This is a genomic window from Priestia megaterium, from assembly GCF_009497655.1.
Classification (GTDB): domain Bacteria; phylum Bacillota; class Bacilli; order Bacillales; family Bacillaceae_H; genus Priestia; species Priestia zanthoxyli.
Genome location: NZ_CP023317.1, coordinates 1834256 through 1849370 on the forward strand (window position 1 = coordinate 1834256; position 15115 = coordinate 1849370).

General features: G+C 38.7%; 12 protein-coding genes. 11 read left to right on the forward strand and 1 reads right to left on the reverse strand.

All coding sequences use genetic code 11. The features are described from left to right. Nucleotides 1-21: 21 nt before the first annotated feature. Nucleotides 22-1356: an ArsB/NhaD family transporter gene (locus CEQ83_RS09230; protein WP_014460545.1), complete on the reverse strand. Its 1335-nt coding sequence runs from the start codon at nt 1354-1356 to the stop codon at nt 22-24. A 457-nt stretch (nt 1357-1813) separates the two neighbouring features. Here CEQ83_RS09230 and CEQ83_RS09235 point away from each other — a divergent pair, with 457 nt between their 5' ends. From CEQ83_RS09235 to CEQ83_RS09280, 11 genes are all read left to right on the forward strand, one after another. Continuing rightward, entirely contained in the window at nt 1814-2806 is a 993-nt protein-coding gene (locus tag CEQ83_RS09235; protein ID WP_155017200.1) for a thiamine pyrophosphate-dependent dehydrogenase E1 component subunit alpha, read from the forward strand. Between the two features lie 18 nt (nt 2807-2824). Continuing rightward, the gene (locus CEQ83_RS09240) at nt 2825-3859 is read left to right on the forward strand and encodes an alpha-ketoacid dehydrogenase subunit beta (protein WP_042992173.1); all 1035 of its coding nucleotides are present in this window, start codon (nt 2825-2827) and stop codon (nt 3857-3859) included. Between the two features lie 25 nt (nt 3860-3884). Continuing rightward, nucleotides 3885-5114, forward strand: a complete 1230-nt coding sequence (locus tag CEQ83_RS09245; protein WP_155017201.1) for a dihydrolipoamide acetyltransferase family protein — start codon at nt 3885-3887, stop codon at nt 5112-5114. Nucleotides 5115-5130: 16 nt separating this feature from the next. Continuing rightward, nucleotides 5131-6510, forward strand: a complete 1380-nt coding sequence (gene lpdA, locus CEQ83_RS09250; RefSeq protein WP_155017202.1) for a dihydrolipoyl dehydrogenase — start codon at nt 5131-5133, stop codon at nt 6508-6510. Nucleotides 6511-6774: 264 nt separating this feature from the next. After that, on the forward strand, nt 6775-8655 hold the full coding sequence (locus CEQ83_RS09255) for a sigma-54-dependent Fis family transcriptional regulator (protein WP_155017203.1): 1881 nt from the start codon (nt 6775-6777) through the stop codon (nt 8653-8655). 129 nt (nt 8656-8784) lie between these two features. After that, nucleotides 8785-8967, forward strand: coding sequence for a hypothetical protein (locus CEQ83_RS27010; protein WP_194273215.1), 183 nt, complete (start codon nt 8785-8787; stop codon nt 8965-8967). Between the two features lie 145 nt (nt 8968-9112). After that, the gene (locus CEQ83_RS09260) at nt 9113-10327 is read left to right on the forward strand and encodes a cystathionine gamma-synthase family protein (protein WP_063247235.1); all 1215 of its coding nucleotides are present in this window, start codon (nt 9113-9115) and stop codon (nt 10325-10327) included. 232 nt (nt 10328-10559) lie between these two features. Next, nucleotides 10560-11132, forward strand: a complete 573-nt coding sequence (locus tag CEQ83_RS09265) for an HTH-type transcriptional regulator Hpr (protein ID WP_154991445.1) — start codon at nt 10560-10562, stop codon at nt 11130-11132. 194 nt (nt 11133-11326) lie between these two features. Next, a complete protein-coding gene (locus tag CEQ83_RS09270) occupies nt 11327-12424 on the forward strand; it encodes a GerAB/ArcD/ProY family transporter (protein WP_228123046.1) in 1098 nt (365 codons plus the stop codon). Beyond that, nucleotides 12411-13934, forward strand: coding sequence for a spore germination protein (locus CEQ83_RS09275; RefSeq protein ID WP_154991443.1), 1524 nt, complete (start codon nt 12411-12413; stop codon nt 13932-13934). Before CEQ83_RS09270 ends, CEQ83_RS09275 begins: the two co-directional genes overlap by 14 nt. Next, nucleotides 13934-15094 (forward strand): Ger(x)C family spore germination protein, encoded by a 1161-nt coding sequence (locus tag CEQ83_RS09280; RefSeq protein WP_228123047.1) that lies wholly within the window; start codon nt 13934-13936, stop codon nt 15092-15094. The genes CEQ83_RS09275 and CEQ83_RS09280 overlap by 1 nt, the downstream gene beginning before the upstream one ends. Nucleotides 15095-15115: the final 21 nt, after the last annotated feature.

Consider the following 15115-nt stretch of genomic DNA (forward strand, 5'->3'; position numbering starts at 1 on the left):
GTAGATTTTAATTTCTCTCCCTTACAGAAATAAAAGATAGCGAAGGAAGATATATAACGTTGAAATCAAAAGAGATACGAGTGTGATTGGAGCTCCAATTTTTAAGAAATCCATAAATGAAAATTTATGTCCTTTTTTTACAGCCATGCCAGCTACAATGACGTTGGCAGATGCTCCAATTAACGTACCGTTTCCTCCCAAACATGCTCCTAGAGCCAGTGACCACCATAGTACACTGATTTGAGCAGAATCAGGGCTCATTCCCATTCCGTGAGCCATATCTTGAATAAGCGGAATCATTGTAGCAACAAAAGGAATGTTGTCAATAACAGCTGATGCAATTCCGCTAATCCACAAAATCAGATAAGCTGACAGTGCAATATTGCCGTCTGTAACGTTCAACGCGCCGGCAGCCAGCTTTTTAATAATGCCTACATCGATTAATCCTCCGACAAGAATAAATAAACCAGCAAAGAAAATAATCGTTGTCCATTCAACAGAATCAAATGCACTTTCTACTTCATCATGAGTTCGTAATCCAATTACCAATAACACAGCTGCACCCGTAATGGCTACCATAGCCGCATCGATATGTAAAACGGAGTGCAGGGTAAAACCTAGAATCGTTAATACTAATACCGTTAACGATTTTTTCATTAAAGCGGAATCTTGAATATAATCTTTTTCATTTAAACTCATTAGCTCTTGTTTTTTACTATCTTCTACTTTTAATTTTTTACGATAAATAAGAACAAGAATTCCTAGTGTAACAACACCGATAATTAGTACTGCAGGAGCTAAATTTAATAAAAAAGCGTTAAAATCAAGATGAGGATTCGCTGCCCCAATCATGATATTCGGTGGATCTCCTATTAAAGTTGCTGTTCCTCCAATATTTGAAAACAGCACTTCTGAAATAAGAAATGGAAAAGGGTTAATATTTAAGATAGTAGTGATTGAAAATGTAACCGGAACAATTAACAACACCGTTGTTACATTGTCTAAAAAAGCGGATCCGACACCTGTTAAAATCGATAAAATAACTAGAATTCTAACTGGATCACCTTTAGCAATTTTCGCCGACTTGATGGCTGCGTATTGAAACACGCCTGTTTTGTTTGTGATGCCGACTAAAATCATCATACCCATAAGAAGGACAATCGTTTCCCATTGAATGTGCTCCATAATGGCCTTATTAAAGTCAACAATACCTAACAGAATCATCAATATAGCACCTAAAAGAGCTGCTGAAGCGCGATTGATCTTTTCGGTCATAATCAAAAAATATGTAATGATAAATATAATAATGGCTGCGTATACATGAAAACTTGTAATGTGTTGAATTGCATTGTGCATAACAGTAACCTGGCGATATGGCATCTAGTGACGAGAACTTTGGATGTTGTCCAGGTTTTCACCTCATCTTTCATCGTTTAATTTACATCCAACTTTACGGTAAAACTTCTATAAAATCCGTTTTACTTTAACCAACCTCCTTTAAAAGTTTTGGTGTTCTTTAAAATGAAGACGATTCCTTCAGCATTATATCATATTTACATAAAAGCTTTCTTGTTAATTATTCAATGTGATTTTCAACCCACACGCTTATTATGCACCTTAAATTCAGTTTACATAATTGATTCCTCTAAGATTGGACAAAGTTAGACAAAGTTGGAACAGTGTCCAATTTTGTCTAATTTCAAAAGGCGAAATAAAACAATAGATTGCTAGTATAAAGCGATTTTAATGTTGGCACGGTACTTGCAACAGTAGTTAAGTGAAGTTTGATAATCAAATGAGGAGGCTTACCATAATGAAAACTGCTCAAAATAAAACAGAAAAGCTTACGAGAGAAAAAGCCAGCTGGATGTATCAGAAAATGGTAGAAATTCGAAAGTTTGAAGATGAAGTACATCAAATTTTCGCAAAAGGTGTACTGCCTGGTTTTGTTCATCTGTATGCAGGTGAAGAAGCGGTAGCGGTTGGAATGTGCGCTCATCTTAATGACAGTGACAGTATTACGAGCACTCATCGGGGACACGGTCATTGTATTGCTAAAGGCGGCGATTTAGATGGCATGATGGCTGAACTATTTGGGAAGGTAACCGGGTTAGGCAAAGGAAAAGGTGGATCTATGCATATCGCGGATTTAGATAAAGGAATTTTAGGAGCAAATGGAATTGTAGGAGGAGGATTTCCGCTTGCATGCGGTTCTGCTTTAACTGCTAAGTATAAAAAAACAAAAGATGTAAGCGTTTGCTTTTTTGGAGACGGAGCGGGCAATGAAGGAACTTTTCATGAAGGAATTAACTTAGCAGCGATTTGGAAACTACCTGTTGTTTTTGTTGCTGAGAATAATGGCTACGGAGAGGCAACTCCATTTTCTTATGCTTCAAGCTGCAGCACGATTGCAGACCGTGCCGCATCTTACAACATTCCTGGGGTACGAGTGGATGGAAAAGACGTGATGGCTGTTTATGAAGCAGCTGCAGAAGCGATTCAACGAGCGCGCAGAGGGGAAGGCCCAACGTTAATTGAATGTGTAACGTATCGAAATTACGGGCATTTCGAAGGCGACGCACAAACGTATAAATCAGGAAGTGAAAAGAAAGAACATCTTCAGGAAAAAGATGCGATCGCTCTTTTTGAAAATTACTTGCTTTCAGAACAAGTAGTAACTGAAAAAGAGCTTAGAGATATTGATGGTGATGTAGAAAAAGCAGTAAAACGCGCAGTTGAGCTAGCAGAAACAAGCGATTATCCTGATGCTTCCGAACTATTAACAGATGTTTATGTATCCTACTAATTAAAGGGGGAAAAGAAGATGACTAGAAAATTAAGTATGTCTGAAGCTATCAATGAAGCAATGAAACTAGCGATGCGAAAAGATGAGAATGTGATTCTGCTGGGAGAAGATGTAGCTGGTGGAGCGGAAATTGACCACCTGCAAGATGATGAGGCTTGGGGCGGGGTCCTTGGAGTGACAAAGGGGCTTGTACAAGAATTTGGACGTGAACGAATTCTTGATACGCCTATTTCAGAAGCAGCTTATATAGGAGCTGCAATGGGAGCGGCAGCGACAGGGTTAAGACCGGTTGCAGAATTAATGTTTAATGACTTTATTGGCTGTTGTTTAGATCAAGTGCTGAATCAAGGCGCAAAATTTAGATATATGTTTGGAGGAAAAGCTGAAGTGCCCGTGACGATTCGAACGACTCATGGAGCAGGGTTTAGGGCTGCAGCTCAGCATTCTCAGAGCTTGTATGCTTTGTTCACTAGCATTCCTGGCATTAAAGTAGTGGTGCCTTCTACCCCTTACGATGCCAAAGGATTATTGTTAGCAGCAATTGAAGACAATGATCCGGTTATCTTTTTTGAAGACAAAACATTGTACAACATGAAAGGAGAGGTTCCTGAAGGCTACTATACGATTCCGTTAGGAAAAGCGGATGTAAAACGCGAAGGAACGGATTTAACCATTGTAGCGATTGGAAAACAAGTAAATACTGCGCTTACGGCAGCTGAGCAATTATCTCACAAAGGAATTGACGTAGAAGTAGTCGATCCGCGAAGTTTATCACCTTTTGACGAAGAGACCATTCTTTCATCTGTAGAAAAAACAAATCGCTTAATTGTCATTGACGAAGCCAATCCAAGATGCAGCATAGCAACAGATATTGCTGCGCTAGTTGCCGATAAAGGATTTGACATGCTTGATGCACCTATTAAACGAATTACAGCACCACATACACCTGTACCATTTTCACCTCCATTAGAAGATATTTATCTGCCAACACCGCAAAAAGTAATTGAAGTTGTATCGGAGTTGCTAGGAGATAAATCGCTTCTAAGCGTGTAATTAAAGAGAAAGGAGGAGGAAGCAAATGGCTGCAGAGGTTGTAATGCCAAAACTAGGTATGGCAATGAAAGAAGGAACCGTTTCGACATGGAATAAAAAAGTTGGAGACTCCGTTTCAAAAGGAGATATGATTGCAAGCATTAATTCTGAAAAAATAGAAATGGAAATTGAAGCTCCGCAGGACGGTGTGATTCTTGATATCCTTGTACAAGAAGATGTAGGTGTGCCTCCTGGAACGATTATCTGTTATGTTGGAAATCCAAACGAGCAGCTTACTGAGCAGAACCGTTCAGCAAATGAGCTTCAGGCTCCCAAAAACGAGGTAGCGGCTACTATTTCTTTAGAAGAGCCACCAGCAAACGCAGCTTCGTCAAAGAAGAGCAAAGAAACTGTGCGCATTTCACCAATTGCACGGAAAATAGCCGAATCTGAAAACATTGATATTGAGACGATTAAAGGCACGGGACCTAAAGGAAGAATCACAAAAGCGGATGTAGAGAAAGTGCTGGCGGAAAGAGCTGCAGAAGCGAGTCACCCACCGGCAGAAAGAGATAACCCCGCTATAAACAAAGAAACGCTTCCAGTAGCGGGCATGAGGAAAGTCATTGCAAGTCGAATGCATAATAGCTTATTAAACAGTGCTCAATTAACGATTAATATGAGAGCCGACGTGACGGACTTGCTGTCTCTTCAACAAGAAATTAAAGAAGTGACCCAGCAACGCCATAAGGTGAAAATCTCTCTAACCGATTTTATTGCTCGTGCTTGTGTTCTTTCACTTCAAGAACACAAGCAAATGAACAGTGCCTATATCGATAACGAAATTCATCTCTATAACCATGTTCATCTTGGAATGGCCGTGGCTTTAGAAAATGGATTAGTTGTTCCTGTTATGCAGCATGCTGAAAAGATGTCGTTAGTTGAATTAGCTGCAGAGATTAAAACACGAGCAGGGGATGCTCGGCAAGGTCAGCTGAGCACTGATAGAATGCAAGGTTCTACATTCACTATTACTAATCTGGGTACTTACGGAGTAGAGTATTTTACACCTGTATTAAATCCGCCTGAAACAGGAATTCTTGGTGTTGGAGCTACTGAAGATGTACCAATGTATCAAGGAGACGAATTACAAAGAAGAAGCTTGCTGCCTTTAAGCCTGACGTTTGATCATCGGGTACTGGACGGGGCACCTGCAGCTAATTTCCTTGGAACTATTAAACAATACTTAGAGCAACCTATTTTACTACTCTTATAGAAAGGTGGTGCATTCCGTGAAACCTTTAGTTGTCATTGGCGGCGGTCCTGCAGGATATGTGGCGGCAATCACTGCCGCCCGGCAAGGAAAACAAGTTACGTTAATCGAACAAAAAGATTTAGGTGGAACATGTTTAAATGAGGGCTGTATGCCAACAAAGTCATTATTAGCAAGCGCGGAAGCCTACGAGAAAATCAAGCAAGCTGAGCAATTCGGCATCACTCTTCCTTTAGAACAAGTGAAAATTAACTGGGATGGCGTTCAGCATCATAAAACAGCTATTGTTAAAAAACTAGTGCAGGGAATTGGCTATTTGATGAGAAAGAACAGTATTAAAGTCATGAAAGGAGAAGCTTCCTTTTTGACAAATCATCGTCTAGCCGTGCGAAATGAAAATCAAGTAGAAGAGGTAGAGGCTGAACAGTTTATTATTGCTGCGGGTTCAGAACCTGCTAGCCTGCCATTTGCTCCGTTTGATGGAAAGTGGATCATTCACAGTGGACAAGCAATGTCGCTGCCTGCTATCCCTTCATCTCTTTTAATAGTAGGAGGAGGGGTAATTGGGTGTGAATTTGCAAGCATTTACAGTCAAATGGGTGCAAAAGTAACGATTGTGGAAGCAGCAGACCAGCTGCTTCCTGGTGAAGATGCCGATATCGCATTTACGTTACAGGAAGAGTTAGAGAAAAAAGGCGTAGCGATTTATACATCCGCTTTGCTAACAGAAATGCAGCCTGAAAACAAAAAAGCTCTATTTAAACATAAAGAAGAGCTGCATGAACTGCAAGCTGAGTATGCATTAATTTCAATTGGAAGAAAACCTAGAGTGCTAGGTTTGGGTTTGGAACAGGTTGGCGTACATTTTTCAAAACAAGGAATTGATGTTAATGAGCATATGCAAACGAATGTACCTAACATCTATGCTTGTGGAGATGTAGTTGGCGGAATTCAGCTTGCTCATGTCGCCTTTCATGAAGGCACAGTTGCTGCTTTGCACGCATGCGGAAAAGATAAGAGCGTAAATTATCGAGCTGTACCACGCTGCATTTATACTCACCCTGAAATTGCAAGTGTCGGTATGACAGAAAAGCAGGCTCGAAGCGAATACGGCGATATTCGCGTGGGAGAATTCTCGTTTACGGCAAACGGCAAAGCGATGATTGCAAATAATCCGGTTGGAAAAGTGAAGGTAATCGTAGAACCGCAGTTTAATGAAATTATTGGACTTTCCATTGTAGGTGCACATGCTACAGAATTAATTGGACAAGGAACCATCATGCTGCACGGGGAGTTGACCACGGATGTAATGGAAGACTTTATCGCTGCTCATCCTACATTATCCGAAGCGATTCATGAAGCTCTTTTGCAGTCAACGGGTCAGGCCGTTCACTCATGATTATACAAGTGCTCAAGTTATTAAGCTCTTTAAGAATGAAAAGTAAAAATGAATGATTCAAAAAGGTAAACTAGAGGATGAAGGAATCATGAAAGAGGGAGAGGGATTTTCCTGCATCCTCGTCTAGTTTTTCTATTAATTTTTACATAATGTAAGTTTAAGAATCTATCTTTGATAATGATAACGTTTTCTTTGTGATTTATAATAATAGTAACAAGCCTTGATTTACTATATTCAATTAAGTTTATAGGGGAGAGGTAAGAAATGGAATCCACACTTTCTTTAAACACATGGAAACGTTTTGTGAACGAAGGGGCACTTGAATCCCCAAGGTTAAACGACATTATTGTGAAATCATGGCATCGTTGTAAAAGCGCAGATGTTAATCCTTACCTAGATAAAGGCAGATCGATTTTAAAAAACGAAGATTTTCATTCTCGAAAACAAATGAATTCTTTATTTCTTGAAACGGCGTTGCCGCACTTAGAAAGAATAAGACAATCAGCGGCGGATTTAGGAATGGTTGCTCTATTAATTGACCCAGAAGGCTATATTTTATCTATTACAGGAAATAGACTTACACTGAATGAAGCAAGAAAAATTAATTTTGTGGAAGGTGCTTGTTGGACAGAAAAAGAAGTAGGCACAAATGCAATCGGTACGGCTCTGCAAACGGAAGAGCCCATTATGATAACGGGTACAGAACATTATTCGATTGCTTCGCATCAATGGAGCTGTTCGGCAGCACCTGTTCGAAATGACGACGGAAATTTAATTGGGATTATTAATATTTCCTGTCCTGTAAACAGAGCTCATCCTTATATGCTTGGAATGGTTACATCCATCGCGTATACAATCGAACGGGAATTAAGCATTCGAATGCACAAAGACGAAATTGAGTTGGTTCATGCTTCTATGAATTTCATTGATAGCAAACAGCTCTTGCTGCTTTGCAATTACAAAGAAGTGATTGTAGGAGCAAGTAAAACCGTTCGGGAATGTATACCAAAATGGTCAGGCTTGCAGTTGAATACGATTGTAAAACAGGGATTTCGTATAGTAATGGAAGTGCCTGTCATTTCAAAAAGACACGGTCATTCTATTGGAAAGATTGTTTACTTATCAGAAGAAACGACTCATAACCAAACAACTAAACAGATCTCTGCTCAATCATTTTGTTTTAAAGGAGAAGCAGGCATAAGCCGATCCTTTCAGCGAACATTAGAAGAAATAAAGCAGGCGGCTCCTACGGATACAACAGTCTATATTTTAGGGGAAACAGGTACTGGAAAAGAAGTAGTGGCGAGAACGATTCATGAAAACAGCTCGCGTAAAAACGGGCCTTTTATTGCTCTTAATTGTGGTGCCATTCCGAAGGAACTTATGGAAAGTGAATTATTTGGCTATGCAGAAGGAGCCTTTACAGGAGCACGGCGTCAAGGATACCAAGGAAAGTTTGAGCAGGCTAATCACGGTACGATTTTTCTTGATGAAATAGGTGAGCTTCCTCATTCTATGCAGATTTCTTTACTAAGAGTATTGCAAGAGCGCAAGGTCACGCCTGTGGGAAGCAATCAGGAAATTCCGGTAGACATCCGGATTATTACCGCTACTCATCGAGATCTTCGTCAGCTTGTCAGTGAAGGGAAGTTTCGAGAAGATTTATATTACCGGCTTCACGTGTATCCCGTGTATGTTCCGCCTTTACGGGAAAGAAAAGAAGATATTCCACATCTTATGCGGTACTTTTGTCAAACGAATGATTGGAATATGAATTTCCCCAAGGAACTAGTAGATAAATTGATAGATTACCAGTGGCCGGGAAACATTCGAGAATTATTTAATGTACTTGAGCGCTTGAAGATTTCGCTAAACACGGACTCAGAAAAAGAGACAATATTGAGTTATTTGAGTTCTTTAAACCTTGTTGGTGGTCAGAGGAACATCTCTCACTCTGATACTTCACAAGAAATAGAAGAAAACGATTTTACGTCCCTATCCGCACTCACATTTCGTGAAAAAGTTCAAAAAGACTTGATGATGGATGCTTTACGTAAAACCCAGGGAAATGTGTCGCTTGCTGCTAAGCTGTTAGATATACCAAGAAGTACATTTTATAACAGACTAAAAAAATTCAATTTATAAGCTGAGAGTTTTTAGCTGTTTTAAATTTAGACGAAGTAAAAAATGAACCATTGATCAAGATTTTCGATTAGTGGTTCGTTTTTTTTTTAGGGTGAACGTACGTTCGATTTGTTTAGACCCTTCTAGCAGTTGATTGGAGGGCAAGACGAAAACTCCTGCGGGAAAAGCGGAACAGTTGAGACTCCACAGGAGCGTATGCGACGAGAAGGCTCAGCGGCCGCCTGCGGAAAGCGAAGTCTTGCACGGAACCAACTGACCTGTCACGAGCGTTCAGCTCATGTATCCTATTTGTTCGTCGTTAGATTGAATTGATTTCGTTATATCTCGATCTTTTTTAAATTTAATGAAGAATGTACGCATATTTTATTATCAGATTATTCTGTACTATATACAGTATATTGTATACAATATATAATTTAATCAATATCTAATTAACAAAACCAGAGGTGATGAGTGAATGACAGACAAACAGTTTAGAAATGTACAAGACGGCACAAAAGCGGTATGGGCAGGAGAAAAAGAATCGCTTGCTTACAATGCCACTCAAGTTCCCGTCGTCTTCAGCGTAGCTTACAATTATGATGATGTAGACGAATGGCAAGAAGTTGCGTTAGGAAACAAACCAGGCTATACGTATAATCGCATGAGTAATCCTACGGTTAAAGCTTTTGAAGAAAAAGTAAGGATACTTGAAGAAGCAGAAGAGTCGGTCGCATTTTCCTCCGGCATGGCGGCTATTAGCAGCACATTATACACGTTTTTAAAACCCGGAGACCGAGTCGTATCGGTAAAAGATACATATGGGGGAACAAACAAAATCTTCACTGAGTTTCTTCCTAACATTGGAGTGGATGTAACCTTATGTAATACGGGGAATCATGAAGAAATTGAAGCGGAAGTAAATAAAGGATGTAAAGTGCTGTATTTAGAATCTCCTACAAATCCTACGATGAAAATTATTGATATTGAAAGAATAGCGAAAGCAGGAAAATCGGTAGGGGCAGTGGTCATTATTGATAATACGTTTGCGACACCAATTAACCAAAACCCTCTTCAATTAGGAGTAGATCTTGTCATTCACAGCGCCACAAAATTTTTAAGCGGACACGCCGATGCTTTAGGCGGAGTAGTATGCGGCTCTAAAGAATTAATGCAGCATGTGTATCACTACCGTGAGATCAATGGCGCGACCATGGACCCTATGTCAGCGTATCTTATTTTAAGAGGAATGAAGACGTTAAAGCTGCGTATACGTCAACAAGAACGAAGTGCTTTGGAAATTGCTAAATTTCTTCAAAAGAAAGAAGCTGTTGAAGCCGTCTATTATCCTGGATTGGAAACACACCCTCATCATCATATTGCCAAAAAACAAATGAAAGGCTTTGGCGGAATATTAAGCTTTGTGTTAAAAGGAGAAATGGAAGCTATTAAAATTTTGCTGCCAAAGTTAACGTATGCAAATAAAGCCGGTAATTTAGGAGCAGTTGAAACGATTTACGGTCCGGCAAGAACGACTAGTCACGTAGAATGTACGCTTGAAGAACGTAAAGCTCTTGGAATATCCGAAGGACTGGTTCGCATATCTGTAGGAATTGAAGATACGGAAGATTTAATTGCAGACTTAGAACAAGCATTTGCTCACTTAGAATCTGCATCACCTATTAGTAATTAAAAAGACATGTATTACTTTTTTAAATAAAAATAAGGTAAGCAACTCTTTTTAGTTGGTAGACGTTTCTTCAAAATTGCAGAGATATTGTGGAATAAAGCTGAGAAATTAAACTGCACGTGTATTTTTTCGTCTGATTTTGTAGGTATACTGATAAATTAGATGAAATAAAAATGTTTTTACACGCTTTAAAAATAAACTAACTTACAATAGCCTACAAATAAGGAATGATAGTATGTCGAAACAAGAAAATGAATACACAATAAAAGATGCATCATTGTTTGGATTTAAATTAATGCAGGTAAGTAAAGCCATCTGGCGAGCTGCAGAAGATGATTGGGAGCAATGGGTGAAGCCTTATGGTCTGAATGTAAATGAGCATCATATTTTATGTTTGGCTAGCAGCACGGGAGAAATCTCTATGTCAGAGTTAGCTAACTTAGGAGCTATGCATATCTCTACAGCATTTAATTTTTCGAAAAAATTAGAAAATCAAGGGTATCTGTATCTATCCAAAAGAGAAAATGATAAAAGAAACACCTATATCAAACTGACTGAAAATGGAGAACAATTATTGCTTGACACGCTCAAAGGGTATGAACCACATAACAGTAAGATATGCAAAGGCGCACTTCCTTTAAAAACGTTATACGGAAAATTTCCCGATTTTCCAGAGCTCGTAACCGTTGTTCGTCACGTTTGTGGCGGCGACCTAGTGACCGTTGCTGAGCAACCTTTTGTGAATATAGAAGAAGCGGGAATAGAAGAAAATGAAGATAAGAAAGAAGTCCAGCTAACTAGTAATTGAACGCGCTTAATAATGGGCAGAGAATAGGACTTCGTGAAAATAAGTAAATAACAGACCGAGCTGTTTTATACGTGAGAAATTTGACGTATAAAACAGCTCTTTTTTATTTTGTGAATAATGATTCTCCATTATATTATGAGAAATTTAGGATAAGCTACCAGTAGTAAATTTACCGGAGAGAAGGAGTGGTTACCATGAATAAGTCAGACTCAATTTCTGTTTTTCAGCTGATCCTTCTTTCGATGACGTTTATTGGCTTAAAAACTCATGTGATGCTTATATCTCCATTAATTAAAACGGCAGGGCGCGATGCTTGGATCACCGTTCTTCTTACTTGTCTTTTAACACTCATATGGGTTCCTTTACTTGTATATGTAAATAAAAAAACAAACGGCGAACATCTTTTTCAATGGATGAAAAAACATATGAATAAGTCATTTACCAACGTTGTTATTTTTCTTATAATCGCTTATTTGACCATTATGGAAATTGCCACCTTACGAGAGACGATTACGTGGATCAATATTATTTTTCTTCAGCGAACACCTTTAATTATACTCGTTTTACTATTTGGTTTTACCTGTTGCTTACTTGCCGCTACGAGCATGAGAACGATTAGTATTGTAAACGTGTTTCTTTTATTTTTTATTGTACTATTAGGTTTTTTTGTTTCTTTTACAAACTTTCAATTTAAAGATTATTCTTTATTGCAGCCTGTTTTAGAAAATGGCTATTTTCCGGTTATTAAAAGTATTGTATTTCAAGGATCAGGGATGGTAGAGCTGCTGCTGCTGCTTTTCTTGCAGCACAAAGTACCGCAGCCTATACGCTATAAGCATTTAGCGGTGGCAGGAATTCTCTTAACGGGCCTTACAATTGGGCCTCTTATTGGGGCAATTACTGAATTTGGTCCTGTAGAAGCCTCTAAGCAACGTTTCCCTCCCTATGAAGAATGGGGAATTGCATCACTTGGAAAGTTTATAGAGCATATCGACTTTTTATCTATTTATCAGTGGCTGTCGGGTACCTTCATCCGCATTTCGACCTTTCTTTTTATTATGAAAGAATTAGTTCCATTTCAAAAAGGCCACAAAAGGTTTCTTTTACTCATTTTAGTGGTTATCACTGTATGCACGCTGGCTCCTATAACAGACTTTACTTTTTCAAATCTTTTATTTTTTACAATCATACCGGCTACTTTCTGGCTGTTTGTTGCTTTTTCTCTTTTCTTAGTAGTCATAGTCTTTCTAATTTCTCATAAAACAAGGAGGGATAAAAGTGGAATTTTTTAAGAAGCAAAAAGACTACAGCTCTAAAAAACAAGAGAGCGAAAGTCTTTTAAAAGAAAGTTCTTCTCGTTCTCAGATCATCAATGAGCGTACGTTAAGAGATTTATTTGGAAAATGCGGCGATATTAACTTCGAGACCGTTTATTTTTATAACAAACGAGTGCTTATGATTTATTGTACCGGTTTAGTGAGTACGGAAATGCTATATGGAATGATCCCTAAAAGATTAGAGGAATGCTGCGCTAAGCTAGAGGGGGAAGTAGAAGGAGACCAGATCATAAAATTATTAAACCTTCCCTCAGTTTCTATCGTTCAAAATGAAGAACAGGCAGTTTCGGAAATTTTTTCTGGGAAATTATTCATTGATTTTGGATTACCGAACGCTGTTGTGTCTATCGATATTTCTGACCGTCCTCAAAGAAGTCCAGAAGAAACGAAAAATGAAGTAACCATATTGGGTCCTAGAGATAATTTTATTGAAGACTTACCTGTGAATATTGCTTTAATTCGTAAGCGTCTTAAATCGGTTTCCTTGTTAACAAAATCTTTAGAAATTGGAAAACGAACAAAAACAAAAGTAAGCATTTTATACATGGAAGACGTAGCTGACAAGAAGATACTTGACGAAATTATGGAGAAGTTAGGGAATATCGATATCGACGGTATTTTCAGCGGAACACAGCTAGAAGAGCTCATTAATAAAAATCCGTATAGCTTTTTTCCTCGCCACGCTTATACAGGGAGGCCTGATTTTGCGGTTCAATCTCTGTTAAATGGCCGGTTCATTATATTAATTGATGGCACTTCATATGCGTATGTTACACCTATTAACCTTTTTTACTTATTAAAAGGATCTGAGGATAAAGAAAATACATATTTATACAGCTCTTTTGAGCGTATTCTTCGAATCTTCGGGCTTTCTATCGCTGCTTTTTTGCCCGGTTTTTGGGTTGCAATGACGGCTTTTCATCAAAATCAGCTTCCTCTCAGCTTATTAGCTACGATTGTTGAAGCAAGAAGAGGTGTCCCGTTTCCTACCTCTCTTGAAGCAATATTAATGCTCCTTTTATTTGAATTGTTTCGAGAGGCAGGGTTTAGACTCCCGACTTCTGTCGGGCAGACACTCAGTGTAATCGGAGGGCTTATTATCGGTGATGCAGCCATTAGAGCCGGTTTAACAAGTCCTGCCATGCTGGTTGTCATTGCAGGCTCTACGATTGCTACCTTTACGCTAGCAAATCAGTCCCTTATAGGAACAATTTCACTGATCCGCTTTTTTAGTATTATCTGTGTTAGCATTTTAGGTTTTTTTGGCTTTTTTATTTCCATCTTTTTAGTCATGATCTATATTACAAACATTCGAACGTTTGGTGTGCCATATTTCGAATTAGCAACCCGATTAGATGCGAAAAATATTTTAAAATCTCTCTTCCGCCTGCCCGAAAGTAAAAAAGCAACGAGAGCTAGTATGCTTAACCCAAACGATTCCACCCGCGAAGAAGGAGGAAGTTAGTGAAAAGGACCATAAGGAACTTACTTATACTTGCTATGAGCTCTTTTTTATTGTTTCTTTCGGGGTGCTGGGATACGAATGAACCGGAACAAATGGTATACGCACAGGGAATGGGGGTAGATTTTAAAGATAATCGTTACGTTCTTTACCTGCAGACAATCAATTTAAGTTTATTGGCAAAATCTGAGGCAAGCGGTGCTGGCGCGGGTCAAGTCAAAGTAGAAGTTGGCTACGCAACAGGAAAAACCATTGATGAAGCTATTTTTAGATATTATCAAATTTCTCAGCGCAGAATCTTTTTTGGGCACTTAGCTTTCCTTGTTCTAACGGACGATGCGTTAAAGCATGGTGCTGTCAAATCTGCGGTGGACTTTTTAGATCGTTATCGGGAAACGAGATATAACATTTGGATGTATGCTACGAAAAGCCCTTTGAAAAAAACGCTGTTAGCTACGCCGATGTTCGAAGTATCGAATGCTCTTTCTCGCTTGAGCGATCCTAAAGTGATTTTCAAGCAAAACTCCTTTATTCCACCAGTTGATTTAAGAGAGCTCATTATCCATCTTAATGAACCAAGTCACGAAGTAAACATCCCTTTAGTTCAGACTAAAGAACATTTAACAACGGATCAAAAAAGTGAAACAGCTATTCAAGTAAACGGAGCAGTGGCTATTACATCATCTGAATTAAAAGGAGTTTTTTCTGAAAGTAAAATCAAAGGGCTTAGATGGATAACTGATGAATTTGTACGAGCTGGTTTACGGGTAAGGCTACCTGATCATTCCGATATTGATCTTGTGGTAGACAAGAAAAAAGTAAAGATCGAACCTGTTCTAAAAGGTAGTAATCTAACCTTTAATATAAAAGTTCGGGCAAAAGCAACGATTTTAGTTATGCCGCAGCACGAAAAACTATCAACTATAAAAAAAGAAGCTGAACAGAAAATTAAGAAACAAATTATTGAAACATACGCGCAAGGCTTAAGTATAAACAGCGATGTTTACAGGCTTTCTCATGTTCTTTACAAAAAAGAACTGCGTAAATGGAAAGCTGTTCAAAGCAACGGGGCCATTCCTCTAACAAAAGACTCAATAAACGTGAAGGTCAACGTACAGGTTAAGCACGGAAACAAACAGCGAATAGGTCCGACTATAGATTGAAATACTGAAAACCTGCATTTC

What these genes read in the sequence shown, in the direction of transcription:
- CEQ83_RS09230 (WP_014460545.1), bottom strand. Translation starts at nt 1,356, where the DNA reads ATGCACAATGCAATTCAACACATTACAAGTTTTCATGTATACGCAGCC.
- CEQ83_RS09235 (WP_155017200.1), top strand. Translation starts at nt 1,814, where the DNA reads ATGAAAACTGCTCAAAATAAAACAGAAAAGCTTACGAGAGAAAAAGCC.
- CEQ83_RS09240 (WP_042992173.1), top strand. Translation starts at nt 2,825, where the DNA reads ATGACTAGAAAATTAAGTATGTCTGAAGCTATCAATGAAGCAATGAAA.
- CEQ83_RS09245 (WP_155017201.1), top strand. Translation starts at nt 3,885, where the DNA reads ATGGCTGCAGAGGTTGTAATGCCAAAACTAGGTATGGCAATGAAAGAA.
- CEQ83_RS09255 (WP_155017203.1), top strand. Translation starts at nt 6,775, where the DNA reads ATGGAATCCACACTTTCTTTAAACACATGGAAACGTTTTGTGAACGAA.
- CEQ83_RS09260 (WP_063247235.1), top strand. Translation starts at nt 9,113, where the DNA reads ATGACAGACAAACAGTTTAGAAATGTACAAGACGGCACAAAAGCGGTA.
- CEQ83_RS09265 (WP_154991445.1), top strand. Translation starts at nt 10,560, where the DNA reads ATGTCGAAACAAGAAAATGAATACACAATAAAAGATGCATCATTGTTT.
- CEQ83_RS09270 (WP_228123046.1), top strand. Translation starts at nt 11,327, where the DNA reads ATGAATAAGTCAGACTCAATTTCTGTTTTTCAGCTGATCCTTCTTTCG.